We start from the raw sequence: 19,012 nt of genomic DNA, 5'->3' as shown, positions 1-19,012 counted from the left end.
GGACAGCCTCCGGCGCGGACGCGCACCCGGCCGCCCGGGGCACCGGCGCACCCGGGCACCGGCGTGAAGGCGCGCCCGGCGACCGGCGCGGACGCGCACCCGGCCGCCCAGGCACCGGCCGGTGGAATTTTCACGCAATAGGCAATCATGGTCATCGAGCGGGCCCCGCGCAGCCGGAGCCCGCTCCGACGACCACTCCGAAGTGACAGGTGACACCACATGAAGACCCGTGCCCTCGTGGCGATGACGACCGGCGCCCTCGCCCTGACCGCCGTCGCCGTTCCGGCCGCGCACGCCGATGACCGCCCCACCGGCGCCGTCGCGCCGTTCGCCGCCCAGGCCGCCGCCCCCGCGCCCCTCGGCTCGATCGTCAGCGGTCTCAAGCTGAGCGGCGGCAAGGACCTGGTGGTCGGCACCTCCGCGAAGAAGCTCACCGTCACGTTCACCGCCAAGCACTCCAAGGGGATCAAGGACGCCATAGCGTTCCTGTGGCGGGGTTCGGACGTCAACGCGGCCGATCGCATGCTGACGCCCCCTCTGATGGGCGCTGCGGGCGACTTCTGCAAGAAGGTCAACCGGACCACGTCCACCTGCACCGTCGCGATCGTGGCCGACCCGAAGTTCCCGATCGACGAGTTCCGCCTCGACAACGCCAACGCGGGCAGCTGGAAGCTGGCCGTCGCCGTGCTCGCCGGGAACGACAAGGAGTACGGGGACGAGAAGTACCGCACCCACTCCGTGAAGCGGGCGGCGAAGCTGACGGTGAACGCCTCGCCGGAGCCCGTGCGGCGCGGTGCGACCGTCACCGTGAAGGGTGATCTGACGCGGGCGAACTGGGACACCCACCGGTACGCCGGCTTCGCCAGCGGCGCGGTGAAGCTCCAGTTCAAGAAGCCCGGCGGCACCTGGAAGACCGTCAAGACCGTCGCGGCGGACAGCCGGGGCAAGGTCAAGACCACCGTGAAGGCGTCCGCCGACGGCAGCTACCGCTTCACGTACGGCGGTTCCAGCAAGACGGCCGGGGTGACCTCGTCGGCCGACTTCATCGACGTGCGCTGACGCTGACGGGGACGCTGACGGGGACGGGCACGGAACCGGGGTCGCTGACGCGCGGAGCGTGCCGGGCGGCCCGCGCCGGATGACGTCCGGCGCGGGCCGCCGCCCCCACGGAAGCCCGAAGCCCGAAGCCCGGCCGTCCGGTTGTCGCATTGACGCCAACTCCCCCTGGAACCAAGGGGATTCAAGAGTGATCCCTCATCTCAAGAGCCCCCGGGCGCGCCGGTGGCTCGGGCCAACGACCCCGGCCCGCCGCGCGTCCCCGAACCACCGGGGGCGACGCCCGTCGCGGCGGCCCCAGCGACAGGACGACACCACCACATGAAGATCCGCCCCCTCGCCGTACTGGCGACCACCGGCACCCTGGCGCTGACCGCGTTCTCCGCCCCGGCGGCCCACGCGGACGACCGCCCCGCGACCCCGGCCGCCGGGGCCCTGCCCGCTTCGACGATCAGCGGCTTCGCGCTGAACGGCGGCGAGGCCCTCGTGGTCGGCACCTCCGTGAAGAGCTTCCCGGTCACCTTCACCGCGAAGCACCCCGACGGCGTCGGGACCGCTGCGGTCCTGCTCTGGAAGGGCGGCGCGAGCCTCGCGGAGGCGCGGCGCGTCCTGGGGCCGGACGCGTTCGACCACTCCTGCGACCCGGTCGACGCGACCACCTCCAAGTGCGCGGTGAAGGTGTACGCCGATCCGCGTTTCGCGGCGCCCGAGATGCCGCAGGACCACCTCACCGACGCCGACGCGGGCCGCTGGAACGTGGCCGTCGTGGTGGAGGACGGGAAGCAGCGCGTCCACTACGACGAGAAGTTCCGCACCCACTCGGTGAAGCGGGCGGCGAAGCTGACGGTGGACGCGGCGCCTGGGGCGGTGCGGACCGGTGCGAACGTCACGGTCAAGGGCGATCTGACGCGGGCGAGTTGGAACACCCACCGGTACGGCGGTTTCCCGAGCGCCGCGGTGAAGCTGGAGTTCAGGCCGACGGGCGGGCAGTGGACGACCGTGAAGACGGTCTCCGCCGACAGCCGGGGCAAGGTGCGGACGACGGTGAAGGCGTCGGTGGACGGCCACTACCGCCTCGCGTACGGGGGCGCGCGGACCACCGGCGGGGCGACCTCGCCCGCCGACTTCGTCGACGTGCGCTGAGACGACGGCCCGGCGCCGCCCTCCGCCCCCCACCGGGTCGGCACCCGGCGCCGCCCGCCACGCGACCGGCCCGGGGGCCCGCCCGCCGCGCCCGCCGGCACTCGGGCAGGCGGGAAGGGGGAGGCTCCCGCCGCTGTCAGAAGTGGTCCGGCAGCCAGGGCTCGAACTGTGCCGTGCTGCGGACGAGGGTCGTGAGCGCCTTCTCCGATGTGGTGTGGACTCCGGCCATGCGGGCCGAGGTGGTGGACCGGTAACCGCCGGCGTACCAGACCGCGAGCTGGCGCCGGGTGAAGGCCACCTGTCCCTCAACGTGGGTGGGGATGATCTCGGCCGCTCCGTTATTGAACTCGAGCATCCACCGGGCCCAGTCGCCGGTCTCGTTCTCGATCTCGATCGGGACGGCGGTGGTGAGGTCGGTGGGCCACCCGCGGAGCCGGATGGCCTCGGAGGTGTTGAGGATGCGGAGCATCCAGGGGTGCCAGGCTTCGGCGGTCGTGCGGTGGTGGCGGAGTCCGTGGAGGAGGGTGGGGCAGGGCGGGAGGGCGCCGCGCCGGAACTCGATGGTGCGGGCGCGGGTGTTGTGGTGTCCGAGGAAGGCGAACATGGCGGCGGCGGTGGGCTGGCTGGCGGCCCAGAAGTCGTGGACGGCCAGGCTCATGCCGTGGCGCTCGTGCCGTTTGGTGGTGAGGCTGAGCAGGCCGGTGGCGGGGTGGCCGGGCCGGGTGAAGCGGTAGGTGGTGAGGTTGCTCTTGTCGTGCTTCCACCGGGGCCACCAAGTGGGTCGGTGGACGGGGCCGTTCCACTGGCGGGCGAGGTCGCGCTGGAGGGCTTGGGCTTCGTCGGCCAGTCCGTGCTCGGCCTCGAAGTCCTCATGGGCGAAGGACTGTTTGAGATCGTCGGTGGCCACCTTCCACGCGAGGACGCCGGTGGGGGCTTCCCATCCAAGGCGGCGGGCGTAGCCGGTGGAGGAGGTCACGATCGTGGAGATCACCGCTCCGCGTTCGATCAGGGGGCGCAGTCGTTCGGCTGTCATGTCGGCGGCCAGGTGCTCGCCGCGCTCCTCGGGGGCGACGCAGCCGTCGCCGAGGCAGGCGCTGGGGACGGGGGCGCCGCCGAAGAACTGATCGACGAGGAGGCCCAGCCCGCCGGCGACGACCCGGCCGCCGCGGACGGCGACCTGGAGGTCGGCGTGCTTGCGCAGGTGGGTGATGTCCCCGACCGGGTGGCCGTAGGCGCGGGTGGCGAGCTGGTCGTACTGCTCCCACAGGCTGTCGTCGGCCGGGGCGAAGGTCAGCTGCTGGTTCATGGTCCGCCCTCAGTAGTGGGTGGCGTCGCGGGCGGCGTCGCGTCAAGAGGCACGAGGAAGGTGCGGGTGAAGGCCAGGACGCTGGCGCTGTTCTGGTTGTGTGCGCTGGTGTGGCAGGTGATGACCCCGGTGTCGGGACGGCTTTCGGAGGCCCGGCGGGTGAGGATCTTCGTCTCGGCGTACAGGGTGTCGCCGAGGTGGACGGGCGCGGTGAAGCGCACGTGGTCGACGGCGAGGTTGGCGGTGGTCAGGCCGCTGATGCTGCGGACGGTCATGCCGGCCACGAGGTTGAGGGTGACGCCGGAGCAGACCAGGATGCGGCCCCACTGCGTCTGGGCGCTGTAGTGGGCATCGGTGTGGATGGGGGCGGCATTGCCGCTCAGGGCGACGCCGAGGAGATTGTCGAGTTCGGTGACGGTCCGGCCGGGCCGGTGCTCGATGATCAGTCCGGGGGCGAGTTCGGGGTAGGACAGGCCGACGCTCTCACGTATCCGCTCCTCGCCGATCCGCCGGTAGCCGCGGGGCAGGCCGACGCTCATGACGTACGGTCTGTTTCGGCGACGAGCGCGCGGGCCCGGTTGAAGAAGGGGGTGCCGCGCATCTGCCCGTCCACGGTGGTCACCGTTCCGCCGCTGACGTCGGCGGCCGCGACGATGGCGCGGGCCTGGGCGATCTCCTCGGTGCTCGGGGTGAAGACCTCGTTGATCACCTGTACGTGGCGGGGGTGGACGCAGCCTTTGCCGTGGAAGCCGATTTCCTTGGCCCGTTCGGCGTCACGGCGCAGGATGCCGGGGTCGTCGAGTTCCCAGGTGGGGGCGTCGATGGCGGGGATGTTCGCGGCGGTCGCCGCGTTGATGAGAGCCGAGCGGGCGTAGCGGAGGGCCTCCCAGCCCAGGCCGCAGCGGACGGAGGCGGCGTAGTCGGCGGAGCCGAAGAGGACACCGCCGAGCCGGGGTGCGCGCATGATCGCGGGGAGGGTGTCGAAGGCCCGGGGGCTTTCGATCAGCGCCCAGATGTCGGGGGTGTAGCCGTCGGCGTCGAGTACGGCGGCGACGAGTTCGATGTCGCGGGGGGATTCCACCTTGGGGACCACGATGAGGTCGGGCCGGGTGGTGTAGGAGGCGAGGGCGGCGAGATCTTTGACGCCGTCGATCGTGGTGAGGCTGTTCATCCGGATACCGAGGGTGCACGGCGGGTCGGGGTGGGCGAAGAACGCTTCGGAGGTGGTGCGGGCGGTCTGCTTGTCGGGGAGGGCGACGGAGTCCTCGATGTCGACGACGGCGACCGCGGCGCCGGACTTCCGCGCGGTGGCGAAGCGGTCTTCGTGCAGACCGGGGGTGATGATCCAGGCCCGTCCGGGCGGGCGGCCGTTGCTGGTCACAGGGGTGGTCACCTTCCGTTGCGCTTGGTGGTGATGAGGAGGTCGAGCCGGCCGAGGGTGGCGGCGTTCTTGATGTCGCTGTCGCTGATGTCGATGCCGTAGCGGTCGGTGAGCAGGACGGACAGTTCGACGACGGCGAGGGAGTCGAGTCCGGCGTGGTCGAGGCTGGCGTCGTCGGTGAGCCGGTCGGCGGGCAGCTTGAGGTCGTCGGTCAGGATGCGGGTGAGGTCACCGGTCATGTCCGGCTCCTTTCGGTGGGATGGCTGTGGCGGGGAGGCCGGGCCAGGTGAGGGTGGTGGCGCCCCAGGTCAGTCCGGCGCCGAACGCGGTGAGCAGGGTGCGGTGGCCGGGCTTGAGTCGGCCGTCGGCGGTGGAGCGGGCCAGGAGCAGGGGGATGGACGCGGCGCCGGTGTTACCGGTCTCGGCGATATCACTGAGTTGGCGGTCGTCGGGGATGCCGAGCCGGCGGGCGGCGAAGGCGGTGATGCGGCTGTTGGCCTGGTGCGGGATCAGGCGGTCGATGTCGCCGAGTTCCCACCCGGCGGCGGTGGCGGCCTGGCGGGAGGCGGTGGACATGCGCTCGACCGCGTGGCGGAAGACCTCACTGCCGTCCATGTGCAGGGCGCCGGGGCGGGAGGCCCGGATCAGGTCGGCGCCGGTGCCGTCGCTGCCCAGCACCACCGGCCCGAGCGCCCCGGCCTCGTCCGCGCTGCCGCCGCGTAGCAGCAGGGCTCCGGCGCCGTCGCCGAACAGGGGGACGGTCGTGCGGTCCTCGGGGTTGGGAAGAGCGGCGAGGCGGTCGGCGCCGATGACCAGGGCGGTCCGTACAGTGCTGGTGGCGATGAGCCCGGCGGCGGTGGCAAGGGCGTAGAGGAACCCGGTGCAGCCGGCCGCGAGGTCGTAGGCGGGGATGCCGGTCAGGCCGAGTCGGGTGGCGACGGCGGGGGCGGTGGCCGGGCAGCAGCGGTCCGGGGTGGTCGTGGCCACCACCAATGCCTCTGCTGTGACCGGCTCCCCGTCGGCGAGTGCCTGGGCACCGGCCCGTACGGCGAGGTCGGCCGTGGACAGGTCCGCCCCGGCGACGTGCCGTTGGGAGATGCCGGTCCGCGAGCGGATCCACTCGTCCGTGGTGTCCAGATGTGCGGTCAGGTCGGCGTTCGCGACGACGTGCGGGGGCAGTGCCGCGCCGACCGCGCAGACCACGGCCGCACTCCCGCCGGCGACGGGTGCGGCGGTCATCGAGTGGCCGCCTTGAGCTGCCGGGCGACAGCGCCGATCAGGTCTTCCTGCCCGGCGACGACCTGCTGCTCGCCGAGGGCGAGGAACAGGTCGACGGGGTCGACGCCTTCGGCGTGTGCGGCCTGTAGGACGGGCCTCCTGAAGCCGGAGAACACCCCTGCGATTCCGCTGGCCACGGCGATCGAGTCGATGGACGGCGGGGCCTTCATCAGGCGGTCGGCGGCGATGTCGGCGGCGGCCAGGACTTCGCGCAGGCCGATCCCGGTCTCGGTGCCGCGACGCTCCAGGACGGCCACGAGGACTTCGAGCTGGGTGTTGCCGGCCCCGGCGCCGAACCCGCGGGCGGTCGCGTCGATGACGGTTGCCCCGGCGTCCACGGCGGCGAGGCTGTTTGCCACGGCCAGGCCCAGGTTGTTGTGGCCGTGGAAGATGACCGGCACGTTGACGGCGTCGGCGATGGCGTGCACGCGCTCGGTGACGTCGGACGGGAGGTAGTGCCCGGCGGAGTCCATGATGCCGACGGCTTGAGCGCCGAACCTCACCATCAGAGCGCACTGTTCGGCGAGTTCGCCGGGGCCGGTCATGTGGCTCATGAGCAGAACTCCCTGGGCTTCGGCGCCGAGGCCGCGGACGGCGCCGAGGTGGCGTTCGGTGACGTCGGCCTCGGTGCAGTGCGCGGCGATCCGTACGACGTCGGCGCCGTGGTGGACGGCGGCCTCCAGGTCGTCGGAGGTGCCCCAGCCGGGGGCCATGAAGACGCCCATCCGCGACGAGGTGAGGGCTTCTCGGACGGTGGTGAGCATCGTGGCGTCGTCGAGCTTGGAGCGGCCGATCTGGAGGCTGGAGGCGCCCAGGCCGTTGCCGTGGCCGACCTCGACCACCGGCACGGCGGCGGCGTTCGCGGCGATGGCGTAGGCACGGAGCTGGTCGGCGTCGAGCTGGTGGCCGACGGCGTGGTGGCCGTCGCGCAGGGTCGGGTCGTGCAGGAGGATCCGGGGCCGCTCGCGCGGGTGTGTGTTCACAGGTGGTGTTCCCTTCATCGGGAGACGGTGGCCGACTGCTCGGCGAGCAGGATGGCGGCGGCGTTGATGATGTCGACGCTTCCGGCATGAGGCGGCAGGCGGCCGCCGCCGGCGGTCACCTCCACCGCGACCGAGATCCGGCCCGGGTCCACGGCAAGCGAGGTCACCTGGAATCCGGGTGTGTAGGCGCGCACGGCCTGGGCGGCGGCCGCGATGCTCGTACGGACCGGTGCGGGGCGGATGCCGTCCGCGAGGACGGTCATGGCCACCCGGAACGGCGGGGCGGGCCGGGCGGGGCTGAGGTTGACCATCACCTTCACGTCTGCGGCACCGGTGAAGGTCCGGATCGCGGCGGAGGTGGTGGTGATGTACTGGTCGAGGTTCAGGCGGGTGGCCCGGCCGGCGCTCGCGCTCGCCCCGGTGGAGACCACCTCGATGTAGGTGGGGGTGCAGCGCCGGGAGATCGCGTACAGGACCGGAACGGCCGCCTGCCCGCCGCAGCTGACGAGGTTCACGTGACGGTGGGCCGCCGACCGGTGGCTGTTGACGCCCGGGACGATGACCGTGCCGAGCCCGGTGGGGGTCAGGTCGATCAGGGTGGTGCCGGTCGGGCGCAGCGCCGCCCAGTGTTCGGGGTGGTTGTCGGCGTTGGTGGCGTCGAAGACGACATCGAAGGGCCCGGCGTCCACCAGGGCGCGGATCCCGCCGGCCGTGGTCGGGTGGCCCATCTCGGCCGCCCGTCGCAGCCCCAGGCTGTCCCGGTCGCGCCCTGCCACCAGGGCGAGTTCCAGCTTCCGCGACTGGTGGATCTTGTCGGTGAGGTCGATGCCGATCAGGCCGGCGCCGAGTACCGCGACACGTAGACGCTGTTCGTCAGCAGCCATCGGCCGCTCCTTCGTTCGAGGGGAGGAAGGTGGTGCGTGAGGGAGAGGCGCGGGGTCGGCAGGGTGCTGCGGGTCAGCGCACGCGCAGTTCGACCGGCGGAAGACGTGGCGAGTGGGCGCGCACTGTGCTCCGGGTCTCCAACGGGAGGCTGGCGTGCACGGCCCCGGCCAGGATCAGCTGCCCGGCGCGCAGTCCGCCGCCGTCGCGGTGCAGCCGTCCGGCGAGCCAGGTCAGAGCACGGAGCGGGTCGCCGAGGACGGCGCGGCCCTCTCCGGTGGCCACCGCGGTGCCGTCGACGCTGACGACCAGCGGTTCGGCGGCCAGGTCCATGTCCGCGTCGAGCGGCACCATGGGCCCGGTGACCACCCGGGCACAGGACGCGTTGTCGGCGATGCTGTCCGCGACGGTGATGCGCCAGCTCGTGAACCGGGTGTCGATCACCTCCAGGGCGAGGAACACCTTCTCCACCGCTGCCCGTGCCTGGTCCGTGCTGACGCTCTCGCCCGCCAGGTCACGGCCGAGCCGGAAAGCGATCTCTGCCTCCACCCGCGGCTGCATCAGCACGGACCGGGCCATGGTGCTGCCGGTGGGCAGCACCATGTCGTCTAGCAGAACTCCCGAGTCCGACTCGTCGACGCCCATCTGTTCCTGCATGGCCTGAGAGGTCACCCCGGCCTTGTGGCCGATGACGCGGGCTCCGCCCAGGACCCGCCGGGCGACCCCCTCCCCCTGCACCCGGTAGGCGGTCTCCAAAGACAGCTCCGGCCTCCGGACGGTCAGCGCGTCGATCGGCACCCGCTCGGACTCCGCCGCTAGCAGAGCCGACGCCGTAGCGGCGATCCAGCGGTCATCCGGCTCGTCCATGACGGTCCCTCCTCGGGGCATGGGGCATCACCTACGGTTCAGATACGTGGGCGCGGCAGCAGAACCGGGGCGGTGCTGACACCGCCGACCGCCGGGTCCGAGCCTGATGAACAGTCAACCGGCGGGCTCTTCGCAGCGGTACGGTGATGGGCAGTCCAAGCGGTATATCGCGTATATACGGGGCAGGTGCTCATGACCACGCGCACGCCGAACGTCCAGCTCAGTGCCCTTGTCGCTGAATCCGGCCTCACCTACGAGGCGCTGGCCAAGGCGGTCCGCGCGGTCGCCGCCGAGTGCGGCGCGGACTTACGCACGAACAAGTCCAACGTCGAGCACTGGCTCGGCGGATCCGTGCCCCGTGGTGATACACCCCGCTACCTCGCGGTCGCGCTCTCCCGGAGCCTGGGCCGCCTCCTGACCACCGCCGACCTGGGCCTGCCGTCCCCGGCAGAGGCCGAGGATGACACCATCGGACTGTCCCTGGGGGGTGACCCCCTGGACGCTCTGCTGCCGATGTGGAGGTACGAGTTGGACCGCCGACGCTTCCTGGCGGCCTCCGCCTACTCCGCGGCCTCCGCCGCGTTACCCCTCAGCCACGTCCAGGACATCGCCGCCCGCACCACGGCCGCCCGCTCCGGATACACCGTCGGCATGGCCGAAGTCGCCGCCGTCCGCGACATGATCCACGCGTTCTCCGAGATGGACGAACGCCACGGCGGACAACATGGCCGCAGCGCCCTGGTCACTTACCTCCGCGACGATGTCGCCCCGCTGTGCCGGGCCCGGTTCCGTACCGACGAAGTCCGCCGGCAGATGCTGTCCGCCGCCAGCCGAGGGGTCCACCTGCTGGGCTGGAAGAGCTATGACGCGGGTCAGCAGGGACTCGCCCAGCGCTACTACCTCCAGTCCTACGCTCTGGCCGCCGAGTCCGGCCTGCGTGGGCACGACGGATTCGTGATGCGCACGATGGCCATGCAGGGCCTCAAGCTCCATCGTCCTGAGCACTGCCTGGGCCTGGCCGAGACCGGACTGAACCGCGCCAAGGGACGGGTCGATGCCCAGACCGAAGCTCTCTTCCGTGTCGTCCATGCCCACACCCTGGCCAAGAGCGGCAAGCGCCGCGCGGCCCTGGCCGAGGCCGAACACGCCCGCACCCTGCTGGCCGGCGCCCCGGGCGACGAGGTGCCGTTCTGGGCACTGGCCTGGGGCCCGCCGACCGCATCGGTGTACTCCCGCACCGCCAAGGTCCACGAGACAGTGGGAGACCACCGGGCCGCCGCCGAGCAGTACGCGCTGGCCGCCACGGCCCGCCCGGCGGACACCTACGCGCGGATCGTCGCCCTGGACCTGGTCGCGGGCGCGGAGATGCACCTCAAGCGCGGCAGCATCGAGCAGGCGTGCGCCGCCTGGCACCGGGCCATCGACCACATGGACGGTGTCCGCTCCGTCCGCACCCGCAAGGCCGTCTCCCGCATGCGTGGTGACCTCGCACGCTTCCGCGCCCGTGGCCTGCGGTGCGTGGCCGATCTCGACGAACGGGGACGTGACTTCCTGGCCGGTGCCTGACCTCAGCAGGACCCGGAGAAGCGGCTGACGATCGGCTTGAGGTAGTCCGCGTGCGGACCGGCCAGACCGGCGAGTTCGTCCGGTGTGCGCACCAGGGCGATGCCGTCGAGTTCGGGTTCACGTCCCTGGACGCGCTCGGCCGCGGCAGCGGCGGTGAAGGCCGCGCGCAGTACCGCCTCGGGAAGAGCCGGGGCAAGGTAGGTCAGACCGACACTGCCGTTCTCGCCGCGGGTGACGACCCGCAGCTTCAGAACCTCGGCCGCCGCACTGATCCCCAACTCTTCGGCGAGCTCGCGGGCGGCTTGGCCGGCCAGTGCCGATTCGTCCAGCACCGCCCCGTCCCGCGGCGGTTCCACAGATCCACCCGGCAGCTGCCAGCGGCCCGGGGCGGCAGTGGAGGGCGACATCCTCGCCACCAGCACACGGCCGTCGTCGGTCGGCTGAACGACGTTCACGAACAACGAGGGCAGTGCCGCAGCGCCGGGAACGCGGCGCAGCGCGTAGTGCCGGTAGGTCACCCGCACCCAGGACAGGCGCAGGATACGCGGGTCGGCCCGCTCCAGTCCCCCGCACGCCACCACGGGCCCGTCGAAGAGAGCGGGATTGGCCCGGACCGCCATGTCCCACACCCGGTCCCGGGCCTCAACGTCATGGGGCGGCAGCGGTGGTTCCGCGGCTTCGGTCAGCAGGAGCCGCTCGACGTCGAAGAGGTCAATGCCCACGGGAGACGGCGTTTCGGTCACCGGCTCATCGTAGAACCCGCTCCAGGCTTGACCGCCGACTCGGCCGAAACGGCCGCCTACGGGCGCCCGGCCGGCTGCTGGTCGCCTGTGTCCGCCCGGTCGGCGGGGGCCCGGGGGCCGGGTACCGTGGCCGCAGCCAGGTTCAGATGGGCGCCCGTGTCGAGATTCACCTCCCCGTACGCCCGCACGTGTGACCAGAACAGCGGGGTCAGGCCACGCCGGTCGGCGGACGTGAGGAGGTCCGCCCACCCCGTCCGGGTGGTCCACCCGGTCCCGCTCAACCCTCCCGCCCCGTCCGTGGTCTTGGGGGACGTGGAGCCGCCCGGCTCCCGGACTCGACCGTTGGCCCGGCAGCTCGCCCCGGAGCGGGGGGCGGCACGCGGCGGTGGCCGCCGGTCGCCCGCAGCGACCTGGGGAGAAGCATGCGCACCCGTGCCTTAACCGTTCTGGCGACCACCACCCTGGCCCTGACCGCCCTCGCGGTACCCGCCGCGCAGGCCGCCGACTCCAGAGCCGCCGACCCCGACGCCCCGCCCCGGATCCTCAAGGTCACCGTGAACGGCGGCAAGGACCTGGTGGTCGGCCTCAGCCCGAAGAGCTTCGACGTCTCGGTCACCGCCTCGCACGAACTCGGCATCACCTTCGGCGGGGGCTTCGCCTGGTGGGGCGACTCGGTGCAGAGCCCGTACCGCAACCTGATGCCCGACCGGCTCGAACCCCGGTGCGCGTCCACCGACCCGACGACCTCGGCGTGCGCTCTGCGCAACACCGCCGATCCGGCGCACCCGGACGACCGGAAGGACCTCACCAACGAGGTCGCCGGACCGTGGAAGGTCTACGCGGTGGCGCAGGCCCGGAACGGGCTCCAGGCTGACCAAGAGGCGGCCTTCTCCATCAAGCGGGCCGCCAAGCTCACCGTCAACGCGGCGCCGGAGCCGGTGAACCGGGGTGCGGACCTCACGGTCACCGGCACCCTGACCCGCGCCGACTGGGACAACGACCGCTACGCGGGCTTCACCAGCCGGGCGGTGAAGCTCCAGTTCAAGAAGGCGGGCACCACCGCCTGGACCACGGTGAAGACGGTCGGGGCGGACGCCCGGGGCAAGGTGAAGACGAAGGTGAAGGCGTCCGAGGACGGCACCTACCGTCTCGCCTACGGCGGCGCCCGCGCCACCGGCCCGGCCACCTCGACCGGGGACTACGTGGACGTCCGCTGACCCACGGCGCCCGCTGCCCCCCACTGACCGCGCGACGACAGCCCGACCCCGCCGCGCGGTTCCACGGGCGCCGTGCCCGGAACCCCCCGTCCGGTGTCGAGCCGGGCGGGGGGTTCCTGTCGGCCCTCCGGCGTCAGGGGGCCGTGAGGTGATCCGCGAGACGTTCGTCCCCGGCGATGTGACGGGGGCAGACGTGATGGGCGACGGTCGCGGTGTCGCTGTCGCCGCTGTGTCCGCTGTAGCCGATGACGACGGGGACGGTGGTCCAGCGTCCGCAGGTGTGGCAGTGGGCGCCGGTCGTGGCGGGCGGGCCGTCGAGGAGGAGTGCGTCGCGGGTCATGCGGCGGCCGTCCCGGTCCCCGTCCCCGTGGCCTGGTGGACGTCACGCGCGGTGTACGGGTAGTCGTAGCCGAGTTCCGCGAAGGCGGTGGCGTAGAACCGTTCGCGCTGCTCCGGGTTCAGGTCCCGGGCTTCTTCGGCACGGAAGATCGCGAGGGCTTCGGCCGAACTGGGTCCGGTCCAGGGGCGGCGCCAGGGACTCGGCTCCGGGACCGGTGCCGGTGCGGGGACGGAGACGGGCCGGGGGGCCGAGGTGGGGACGACGGGGACGGGCCCGGTTTCGGCGAGGTGTTCGGCGGTGTGCCGCCCGGGACGGCTCCGGCGGGTGAGGGGAAGGCGGATCAGCACCCATACGAGGGCATGGAAGATACGCTTACGCATACGTCGGTCAGCTCCTTCGGAAAGCTGGCTTGGCGAGTCCCGGGTGGACCGTTGGCGCGGTCCGCCCGGGGCGTTTTCTGTTTTCAGTTGTGGTCGAGGAGTGCGGTGAGTGGGGTGTGCCGGAGGTTTCCGGTAGGGGCCTCCGGGGTGAGCGGGCAGCCGATGAGGTTGCCGTTGGGATGGACGGTGAGACGTCCTCGTGCGTGGTGGGCGTGGGTCTCGTCGAGTCCCGGCCCGGGGTCGTTTCCGGACTCCGGGTTGCGTGCCCCGGTGTGATAACGATCTAAGGTGACTCGGGTCACGCCCATCGCCTTGAGATCTGCGCGGGCCCAGCGGATGCGCTGCCCGGGAAAGGTGTCCGTGATCCGCGCCCGGACGCGAACCCCGCGCTGGACGGCCTGCCGGATCATGTGACGGGTGTCGCTGTGACTCCCGGGATACCCGGTGAGGTAGTCGTGCTGGTTGGCGGAGTCACTGTGATAGCCGGTCGTCACGCCCATCCCGGGCCGGGCGAGTAACTCCCACCACTCCTGCCGGACTTGGACGAGGTCGCTGTACAGCTCGACGGTCATCCCCGACGACAGCGCGAGGTCCGCGAACCCGGTCCAGTGCGGGTGGAGCGTCGGCTCCCCGCCGATCAACCGGAGGTGCGGCACCCCGAGCCCGGCGGCGTCGGTGATGACGCGGCGCCAGTCGTCGGGGGTCATCGTCCCGGGCGCGGCCCACGGCTCCGGCTCGGACAGACAGTGCGCGCAGTGCCGCGCGCAGCGCCCGGCGATCTCCAGCTCCAGCACGGTGATCCCGGCGAACGGCCTCCGGGGCGGAGGCGGTTCCTTGTCCAGCGACATCGGCCATCCTTCTCACAGTGTCAAGGTTGGTGCTCCCCCTGCCCGACGACAGGTCAGCGGGGCAGGGGGAGGTCAAGGGGAACCGGACCCGGTCGCGGTGTCGGGCCAGGCGGTGAGGACGTACCGCTCGCCGAACTCCGCCGCGACGACCTGGACGGTGCCTCCGTCGCGCAGCCGCCGTATAGAGGGGGCGTGATCCTCGTGCAACGCCCAGGCCCGCAGCCGGGTGGGTGCGTCACCGGGGAACTCGTGGTCCGGGAACGGAATCTCGCGCAACGCGTTCAGATGGATCGGCCCGCCGTCCGGGTCCGGATCGAGCCCGTCCGCGATACGCACCGCCTGCCTGCGCAACCACCTCAGCACCCGCCCCGGATAGGGACTGCCGAACGTCCCGAGGACCATCCGCGTGTCCCAGTCCCCGTACGCGGACGACCACTCGGCCACCACCCGCGCCCGATAGGACGGTGACGGGCTCACGTCGTGACCCCCGGCAAGGTACGCGGGTCGACGTCCTCCGGCGGGTCCCACTGCACCGTCTCGAACAACGCCCGGTCGAACCGACGGTGACCCGTCTCCCGGAAGTGCGCCTCGATCCACCGCGCCGCACCCTCGGCCGTACGGAACTCCGGACCTTTGGGCGGAACAGCACTGCACTGGGGCGAACCGGAAACGCACTGTGCATACGCACTCGCCCCCCAGAACTCCAAACGTCGCAGGCTCCACTCGATATGACGAAACCGCCCGCGCACCCCTACACACCTCCGCGAGTACTACGTACGTTCAATTCGCGCAGCGCGGGCCGGATCCGGTCGGCGACCGTCGCCGGACGCACGTCCTCGCGACAGGCGCACCACTCGATTCCGCCACCGGGCGGGCGGAGGTAGACGGGACCCCACGCGGCGTCCATGACCACCCCCAACAGCTCCCGCCGGGTGTCGAACGCGAGGGTGCCGACCGCGAGTTCGTCTGGGGGTCTTTTCGGCACTACGGTCTCACCGGACATGACCACTCCTCTCCGTAGCCGCTCCGCTACCAGGGGAATTCAGAGTGGCCCAGCGTCGGCGCTCCTTCAACATGCCAACCAGGGAGAGCACATGGTCAACCGCAAGGAACTGAACCCCGACAGATCGCCGCACGCGGCGTTCGGCGCGCGTCTGCGCAGCTTGCGCGAGGAGCGGGAGTGGACCCAGGACGAGCTGGGTGTGCGCATGGGATATTCAGGACGACATATTTCGGCCGTAGAAGTCGGTCGCAAAGTGCCGACTCTCCCCGTCGCGCGCGGTGCTGACGCGGCACTCGGACTGGCCGATACCGACCAGTCGTTCGAGCGCGAGTGGAACAAGATGGAGTACGGCGTGCTGCTGGAGGGCTTCCCGGACTACGTCCGTCACGAAGCCCGCGCGGCCGAGATCCGGCTCTTCGATGTGGGTGCCGTCCCAGGACTCATCCAGACACCGGAGTACGCGGCGGCCATAGAACAGAGCTTTGTCACGCATGGCGCGATCCCGCCGGAACAGGCCGTCGAGCGGATCGAGTTCCTGGCCGAGCGGCAGGCGGCCGTGGCGCGTCCCGTACCGCCCGTCATCATCGCCGTCCTGGACGAGAGCTGCATCCGTCGCCTGGTGGGCGGCCCCGAGGTCATGAAAGCGCAGCTGGCCAGCCTGATCCGGTTCGCCGAGCTGCCGCACACCGTGTTGCAGATCGCCCCCTTCAGCCTGGGTGAGCGCCGACTGTTCAAGCGGCTGGTCCATCTGCTGACGATGGCTGACCGGTCCGTAATGGCGTACGTGGAGTCGGAGACCCATGGACATCTGGACCGCGAATTGGCTTCCGTGCTCCCGCTGGTGAGGGCCTACCATCAACTCCAGGCCGTCTCGCTCTCGCAAGCGGCATCCGTAGACCTGATCGATCAGGTACGAAAGGGCATCTCGTGACCGTAGAAGTCCACGTCTGGGTCAAGTCCTCCTACAGCGGTGGCGGCGGCGCGTGCGTCGAGTGGGCGCCCGCGTACGCGTCCGCGACCGGTACCGTCCCCGTCCGTGACTCCAAGGACCCGAGCGGCCCCGTCCTGAACCTCCCCGCGCACGCCTTCGCCTCCTTCGTGACGGGCGTCAAGACGGACGGGTTCAGCACCCTGTAGCCCTCGGCCCCACCGCACGACAACGAGCCCTGCCGCACCTCCCGCACCGGAAGCGCGCGGCAGGGCTCGTCGCCGTCCGCGTCCACGACTTCAAGAACCCGAGTGCCCGCCCCGGCAGGCTGACCGCTCCCGGCGGCGACCTCCCGGCTCCACAGCCACGGCGGGCAGCGTTCTGTGACATACGCGCAGAGCGGCCATGGTGTCCGATTCCTGGATCTGTGTTCGTTATTGCCCTGGTAGAAGTTGGTTGCTCGTGTGACACCTCCATGAAAAGCTTGGCCTGTGAATGTAAAGCGCTCGCAAAGGCTTCGGGTTCTTCGGGATCTGTGACCGGATCGCCAGAAGTTCGATTCGTGCGCTTTCGTTGCGAGTTCCGATAGTTTCTAAAACTTCAGGGGGGGCTGTGCCGGATTTTGAGGCAAGCCGCAGATCGCTTCGAATAACTTCTGTGGGGTCGACGATGGTCGCCTTGACGTTGTTCGCCGGAGTTTCGACCGCGCATTCGGTGGAGAAGGCCTCGGCGCCGGTCGAGACTTCCGTCTTCTTGAACACTGAAAAGCAAGGGGTCAAGTACGGGGGCCCAGAGCTCAACGAGATCCGACGGACTGCGGAAGTCCAAGGGATTTCGCTCGATGCTGCCATCGGTAACCATCTGGCTCATTCGCAGAGGCGTGCTCGTGCGCTGGCTCCGAATGAACCTGACGGCCCCGTGAGTACGCCATCCGGTTCCATCGACCTTCTGTCGGCAGGAGAACTTGAGGACATGGAGGCTATCGCTGCCGGAGAGGGGATAACTCTTGACGAAGCGATCAACCGATATGGCTGGCAGGATGAATTTGTAAAGGTCGCTGACGCTCTAGAGGCTCAGTATCCGGATAGCTTTTCTGGAGCTGAGAAGTTGGATAGGAGTGCCTGGTTCGCCTTCAAGGGGGCCGCTCCGGCAGAGGCATTGAATCTTATCTCCACTCTTCCGGTTCCTGCGGAGGTTGTCAGTCGGTCGTTCGCTGAGGTTGCCTTGGCTGCACAGGCGGCCGCGTGGGCAGCGGCAGCGCAGGCGCGAGGGGAGGTATTCAACGTGGCCTACGATATTCGCAGCGGAGTCATTCGGGCCGATGTGGAGGCGCCAGCGGCGATAGGGAGCGCGAGCGCGCGGGCTGTGACGTCCGCTCACGCTGTAGAACTCGAAAGCATAACTGACTCGCCGTTCCCGGTAGAGGTAACCATCACCCGGGGAGCGGCCCTCGAAGAGGAGAGTGGCTACATTCGAGGGGGAGGTCATCTCACCGGCTGCACCGCAGGGTTCAATTTGAAGTACATAACCGGCAGTACAAAGAGGCTGGGTACTGCGGGCCATTGCGCGGAAGGTAGCTCCTCCACTTACTCGAATCTGGTAGTGGCAGCACAAAGGTTGACGCCATTTGGAGCCATAAAGGAAACTGGGGTGACATCGGGTACGTTTCACACGGGACGATGACGCCCACGCGAACCTTCTATCACGCTAAGAACAAGACGAGATATGCCGATGGGCGTGCCGGAATGCCCTCTGTCGGTACCAGTCTCTGCAAGTACGGAAAAACTACTGGGAAGACTTGCAGCAAAGTAAAGTACCGTAACGTCTCGACCCCGAGGTTGAGGCACCTGGTGATGACGGAAAAGTACGTTTCATCGGGTGGCGACAGTGGTGGCCCTTGGTACAGCGGAGGAACCGCATACGGGATTCACTTGGGGAGCCTCCCCAAGGGGGGCGCGAAGCGTAGCGTCTTCACTCCGGCCTATCTGTTCCAGAATAAGGGCTATGACGTCTGGCAGCGGTAGGGGATAGTTTTCCACTCTGCGGGGCAAGCGGTTTTCGGCATGCCCCGCAGCTACATGTAAAGGTCTGATGAGTGAAGAGCTTTCGGCGGGCAAGCTACGTCTGCGCACTTCCATTGATGTTTCTTGCTTCTGCATGTGGAGGGCCTAAGGATGGTGCTGCAACGGATGAGGTGAAAGTCAAAGGAGCGGATCCCGGGATTATTGTTCACGAGTTCCGCATGGCCAAGGAGATGCTTGTCGGTGGCCGACTGGAGTATCGAGAGGACGGCAAGTGTTTTGTCGTTCACGCGGACAAGGGGGACGGTCCGGAAGAGGTGGCGCCCATTTGGCCTGACGGCGTGGAGCCGGTGAAGAAGGGCGACGAACGGGGGGTCAAGGTGCCCGGCTTCGGGACCATCATGGAAGGGGAAACCGTCGAGGCGAGCGGATCTTTCCTGGATGCCGATGACAAGATGGTGAAGAGTCTGGAATTGGACAAGGACTGCCGACCCGGTGGAGGGTTCGTCGTCTTCAACAAGGAATCGTTCACATAAGCCGACGTGTGACCGTTGGGCTTGGCGGGACCGAACCGGCCGAACGCGTCGGGCGAGCCGAACGGGCGAGGTTTGCGACGGGCGCCAGGGGGGACGGGTCCAGCGGGCTGTAGCCCTCGGCCCCACCGCACGACAATGAGCCCTGCCGCACCTCCCGCACCGGAAGCGCGCGGCAGGGCTCCCGTCCGTACCGCCGTAGCAGGGAAGGGAATCCGAGATGAACACCGACCCGACCAACGTCCAGTGGGTCAAGTCCTCGTACAGCGGTGGCGGCGGCTCCTGCGTCGAGTGGGCGCCCGCGTCCGCGTCCGCGACGGGCACCGTCCCCGTCCGTGACTCCAAGGACCCGAGCGGCCCCGTCCTGAACCTCCCCGAGCACGCCTTCGCCTCCTTCGTGACGGGCGTCAAGACCGGGGACCTCGGCGCCGTCTAGTCACCGCTCTGCGGGGGGCCACCCCTCACCAGGCCCGCCGTCCCGCGTCCGTGGACGGCGGGCCTTCGCGGGGCGCGGCGAACTCGGCTCTCCCGACCGGG

The 19,012-nt window shown here is 70.1% G+C and carries 23 protein-coding genes; 9 read left to right on the top strand and 14 right to left on the bottom strand.

From position 1 onward, the window contains the following. Nucleotides 1–219 precede the first annotated feature (219 nt). On the top strand, nucleotides 220–1,059 hold the full coding sequence (locus ACVWNX_RS14085; protein ID WP_454414270.1) for a calcium-binding protein: 840 nt from the start codon (nucleotides 220–222) through the stop codon (nucleotides 1,057–1,059). A 318-nt stretch (nucleotides 1,060–1,377) separates the two neighbouring features. Further along, a complete protein-coding gene (locus tag ACVWNX_RS14080) occupies nucleotides 1,378–2,199 on the top strand; it encodes a hypothetical protein (protein WP_454414269.1) in 822 nt (273 codons plus the stop codon). A gap of 136 nt (nucleotides 2,200–2,335) precedes the next feature. Here the strand turns inward: ACVWNX_RS14080 and ACVWNX_RS14075 are convergent, their stop codons facing one another. The 8 genes from ACVWNX_RS14075 to ACVWNX_RS14040 form a co-directional block, all read right to left on the bottom strand. Next, entirely contained in the window at nucleotides 2,336–3,505 is a 1,170-nt protein-coding gene (locus tag ACVWNX_RS14075; RefSeq protein WP_454414268.1) for a GNAT family N-acetyltransferase, read from the bottom strand. Continuing rightward, on the bottom strand, nucleotides 3,502–4,044 hold the full coding sequence (locus ACVWNX_RS14070) for a MaoC family dehydratase (RefSeq protein WP_454414267.1): 543 nt from the start codon (nucleotides 4,042–4,044) through the stop codon (nucleotides 3,502–3,504). The genes ACVWNX_RS14075 and ACVWNX_RS14070 overlap by 4 nt, the downstream gene beginning before the upstream one ends. After that, on the bottom strand, nucleotides 4,041–4,886 hold the full coding sequence (locus tag ACVWNX_RS14065; protein WP_454414266.1) for an HpcH/HpaI aldolase/citrate lyase family protein: 846 nt from the start codon (nucleotides 4,884–4,886) through the stop codon (nucleotides 4,041–4,043). Before ACVWNX_RS14065 ends, ACVWNX_RS14070 begins: the two co-directional genes overlap by 4 nt. Nucleotides 4,887–4,894: 8 nt before the next feature. Beyond that, the gene (locus tag ACVWNX_RS14060; protein ID WP_454414265.1) at nucleotides 4,895–5,125 is read right to left on the bottom strand and encodes an acyl carrier protein; all 231 of its coding nucleotides are present in this window, start codon (nucleotides 5,123–5,125) and stop codon (nucleotides 4,895–4,897) included. Continuing rightward, nucleotides 5,115–6,125, bottom strand: coding sequence for a beta-ketoacyl-ACP synthase III (locus ACVWNX_RS14055; protein WP_454414264.1), 1,011 nt, complete (start codon nucleotides 6,123–6,125; stop codon nucleotides 5,115–5,117). Before ACVWNX_RS14055 ends, ACVWNX_RS14060 begins: the two co-directional genes overlap by 11 nt. Next, nucleotides 6,122–7,147: a 4-hydroxy-2-oxovalerate aldolase gene (dmpG, locus tag ACVWNX_RS14050; RefSeq protein WP_454414263.1), complete on the bottom strand. Its 1,026-nt coding sequence runs from the start codon at nucleotides 7,145–7,147 to the stop codon at nucleotides 6,122–6,124. Before dmpG ends, ACVWNX_RS14055 begins: the two co-directional genes overlap by 4 nt. A gap of 14 nt (nucleotides 7,148–7,161) precedes the next feature. Further along, nucleotides 7,162–8,031 (bottom strand): acetylating acetaldehyde dehydrogenase, encoded by an 870-nt coding sequence (locus tag ACVWNX_RS14045; RefSeq protein ID WP_454414262.1) that lies wholly within the window; start codon nucleotides 8,029–8,031, stop codon nucleotides 7,162–7,164. A gap of 73 nt (nucleotides 8,032–8,104) precedes the next feature. Beyond that, nucleotides 8,105–8,896 (bottom strand): 2-keto-4-pentenoate hydratase, encoded by a 792-nt coding sequence (locus ACVWNX_RS14040; RefSeq protein WP_454414261.1) that lies wholly within the window; start codon nucleotides 8,894–8,896, stop codon nucleotides 8,105–8,107. A gap of 192 nt (nucleotides 8,897–9,088) precedes the next feature. On the opposite strand from ACVWNX_RS14040, the gene ACVWNX_RS14035 reads away from it, so the two are divergent. After that, entirely contained in the window at nucleotides 9,089–10,462 is a 1,374-nt protein-coding gene (locus ACVWNX_RS14035; protein ID WP_454414260.1) for a hypothetical protein, read from the top strand. A gap of 2 nt (nucleotides 10,463–10,464) precedes the next feature. Here ACVWNX_RS14035 and ACVWNX_RS14030 read toward each other — a convergent pair whose 3' ends face one another. Beyond that, a complete protein-coding gene (locus ACVWNX_RS14030) occupies nucleotides 10,465–11,205 on the bottom strand; it encodes an NUDIX hydrolase (RefSeq protein WP_454414259.1) in 741 nt (246 codons plus the stop codon). Between the two features lie 422 nt (nucleotides 11,206–11,627). On the opposite strand from ACVWNX_RS14030, the gene ACVWNX_RS14025 reads away from it, so the two are divergent. After that, nucleotides 11,628–12,422: a calcium-binding protein gene (locus ACVWNX_RS14025; RefSeq protein ID WP_454414258.1), complete on the top strand. Its 795-nt coding sequence runs from the start codon at nucleotides 11,628–11,630 to the stop codon at nucleotides 12,420–12,422. Between the two features lie 133 nt (nucleotides 12,423–12,555). On the opposite strand, the gene ACVWNX_RS14020 is transcribed toward ACVWNX_RS14025, so the two are convergent. From ACVWNX_RS14020 to ACVWNX_RS14000, 5 genes are all read right to left on the bottom strand, one after another. Beyond that, entirely contained in the window at nucleotides 12,556–12,762 is a 207-nt protein-coding gene (locus ACVWNX_RS14020; protein ID WP_454414257.1) for a hypothetical protein, read from the bottom strand. Continuing rightward, nucleotides 12,759–13,142, bottom strand: coding sequence for a hypothetical protein (locus tag ACVWNX_RS14015; protein WP_454414256.1), 384 nt, complete (start codon nucleotides 13,140–13,142; stop codon nucleotides 12,759–12,761). The genes ACVWNX_RS14020 and ACVWNX_RS14015 overlap by 4 nt, the downstream gene beginning before the upstream one ends. An 83-nt stretch (nucleotides 13,143–13,225) precedes the next feature. Continuing rightward, a complete protein-coding gene (locus tag ACVWNX_RS14010; RefSeq protein WP_454414255.1) occupies nucleotides 13,226–13,990 on the bottom strand; it encodes a radical SAM protein in 765 nt (254 codons plus the stop codon). Between the two features lie 72 nt (nucleotides 13,991–14,062). Continuing rightward, a complete protein-coding gene (locus ACVWNX_RS14005) occupies nucleotides 14,063–14,467 on the bottom strand; it encodes a hypothetical protein (protein WP_454414254.1) in 405 nt (134 codons plus the stop codon). A gap of 274 nt (nucleotides 14,468–14,741) precedes the next feature. Then, the gene (locus ACVWNX_RS14000) at nucleotides 14,742–14,993 is read right to left on the bottom strand and encodes a hypothetical protein (RefSeq protein WP_454414253.1); all 252 of its coding nucleotides are present in this window, start codon (nucleotides 14,991–14,993) and stop codon (nucleotides 14,742–14,744) included. Between the two features lie 91 nt (nucleotides 14,994–15,084). On the opposite strand from ACVWNX_RS14000, the gene ACVWNX_RS13995 reads away from it, so the two are divergent. The 5 genes from ACVWNX_RS13995 (at nucleotide 15,085) to ACVWNX_RS13975 (ending at nucleotide 18,911) form a co-directional block, all read left to right on the top strand. Continuing rightward, on the top strand, nucleotides 15,085–15,924 hold the full coding sequence (locus ACVWNX_RS13995) for a helix-turn-helix domain-containing protein (protein WP_454414252.1): 840 nt from the start codon (nucleotides 15,085–15,087) through the stop codon (nucleotides 15,922–15,924). After that, the gene (locus ACVWNX_RS13990; RefSeq protein WP_454414251.1) at nucleotides 15,921–16,130 is read left to right on the top strand and encodes a DUF397 domain-containing protein; all 210 of its coding nucleotides are present in this window, start codon (nucleotides 15,921–15,923) and stop codon (nucleotides 16,128–16,130) included. The genes ACVWNX_RS13995 and ACVWNX_RS13990 overlap by 4 nt, the downstream gene beginning before the upstream one ends. Before the next feature lie 469 nt (nucleotides 16,131–16,599). Continuing rightward, nucleotides 16,600–17,604: a chymotrypsin family serine protease gene (locus ACVWNX_RS13985; protein ID WP_454414250.1), complete on the top strand. Its 1,005-nt coding sequence runs from the start codon at nucleotides 16,600–16,602 to the stop codon at nucleotides 17,602–17,604. Between the two features lie 559 nt (nucleotides 17,605–18,163). Further along, nucleotides 18,164–18,478, top strand: coding sequence for a hypothetical protein (locus tag ACVWNX_RS13980; protein ID WP_454414249.1), 315 nt, complete (start codon nucleotides 18,164–18,166; stop codon nucleotides 18,476–18,478). A gap of 217 nt (nucleotides 18,479–18,695) precedes the next feature. Continuing rightward, entirely contained in the window at nucleotides 18,696–18,911 is a 216-nt protein-coding gene (locus tag ACVWNX_RS13975) for a DUF397 domain-containing protein (RefSeq protein ID WP_454414248.1), read from the top strand. Nucleotides 18,912–19,012 lie beyond the last annotated feature (101 nt).

Source organism: Streptomyces sp. JNUCC 64, from assembly GCF_054484115.1.
The sequence above is the reverse complement of the archived record's forward strand: the minus strand, read 5'-3'. Positions and strand labels throughout refer to the sequence as shown.

What these genes read in the sequence shown, in the direction of transcription:
- ACVWNX_RS14085 (WP_454414270.1), top strand. Translation starts at nt 220, where the DNA reads ATGAAGACCCGTGCCCTCGTGGCGATGACGACCGGCGCCCTCGCCCTG.
- ACVWNX_RS14080 (WP_454414269.1), top strand. Translation starts at nt 1,378, where the DNA reads ATGAAGATCCGCCCCCTCGCCGTACTGGCGACCACCGGCACCCTGGCG.
- ACVWNX_RS14075 (WP_454414268.1), bottom strand. Translation starts at nt 3,505, where the DNA reads ATGAACCAGCAGCTGACCTTCGCCCCGGCCGACGACAGCCTGTGGGAG.
- ACVWNX_RS14070 (WP_454414267.1), bottom strand. Translation starts at nt 4,044, where the DNA reads ATGAGCGTCGGCCTGCCCCGCGGCTACCGGCGGATCGGCGAGGAGCGG.
- ACVWNX_RS14060 (WP_454414265.1), bottom strand. Translation starts at nt 5,125, where the DNA reads ATGACCGGTGACCTCACCCGCATCCTGACCGACGACCTCAAGCTGCCC.
- ACVWNX_RS14055 (WP_454414264.1), bottom strand. Translation starts at nt 6,125, where the DNA reads ATGACCGCCGCACCCGTCGCCGGCGGGAGTGCGGCCGTGGTCTGCGCG.
- ACVWNX_RS14045 (WP_454414262.1), bottom strand. Translation starts at nt 8,031, where the DNA reads ATGGCTGCTGACGAACAGCGTCTACGTGTCGCGGTACTCGGCGCCGGC.
- ACVWNX_RS14040 (WP_454414261.1), bottom strand. Translation starts at nt 8,896, where the DNA reads ATGGACGAGCCGGATGACCGCTGGATCGCCGCTACGGCGTCGGCTCTG.
- ACVWNX_RS14035 (WP_454414260.1), top strand. Translation starts at nt 9,089, where the DNA reads ATGACCACGCGCACGCCGAACGTCCAGCTCAGTGCCCTTGTCGCTGAA.
- ACVWNX_RS14025 (WP_454414258.1), top strand. Translation starts at nt 11,628, where the DNA reads ATGCGCACCCGTGCCTTAACCGTTCTGGCGACCACCACCCTGGCCCTG.
- ACVWNX_RS14020 (WP_454414257.1), bottom strand. Translation starts at nt 12,762, where the DNA reads ATGACCCGCGACGCACTCCTCCTCGACGGCCCGCCCGCCACGACCGGC.
- ACVWNX_RS14015 (WP_454414256.1), bottom strand. Translation starts at nt 13,142, where the DNA reads ATGCGTAAGCGTATCTTCCATGCCCTCGTATGGGTGCTGATCCGCCTT.
- ACVWNX_RS14010 (WP_454414255.1), bottom strand. Translation starts at nt 13,990, where the DNA reads ATGTCGCTGGACAAGGAACCGCCTCCGCCCCGGAGGCCGTTCGCCGGG.
- ACVWNX_RS14000 (WP_454414253.1), bottom strand. Translation starts at nt 14,993, where the DNA reads ATGTCCGGTGAGACCGTAGTGCCGAAAAGACCCCCAGACGAACTCGCG.
- ACVWNX_RS13995 (WP_454414252.1), top strand. Translation starts at nt 15,085, where the DNA reads ATGGTCAACCGCAAGGAACTGAACCCCGACAGATCGCCGCACGCGGCG.
- ACVWNX_RS13980 (WP_454414249.1), top strand. Translation starts at nt 18,164, where the DNA reads ATGGCCAAGGAGATGCTTGTCGGTGGCCGACTGGAGTATCGAGAGGAC.
- ACVWNX_RS13975 (WP_454414248.1), top strand. Translation starts at nt 18,696, where the DNA reads ATGAACACCGACCCGACCAACGTCCAGTGGGTCAAGTCCTCGTACAGC.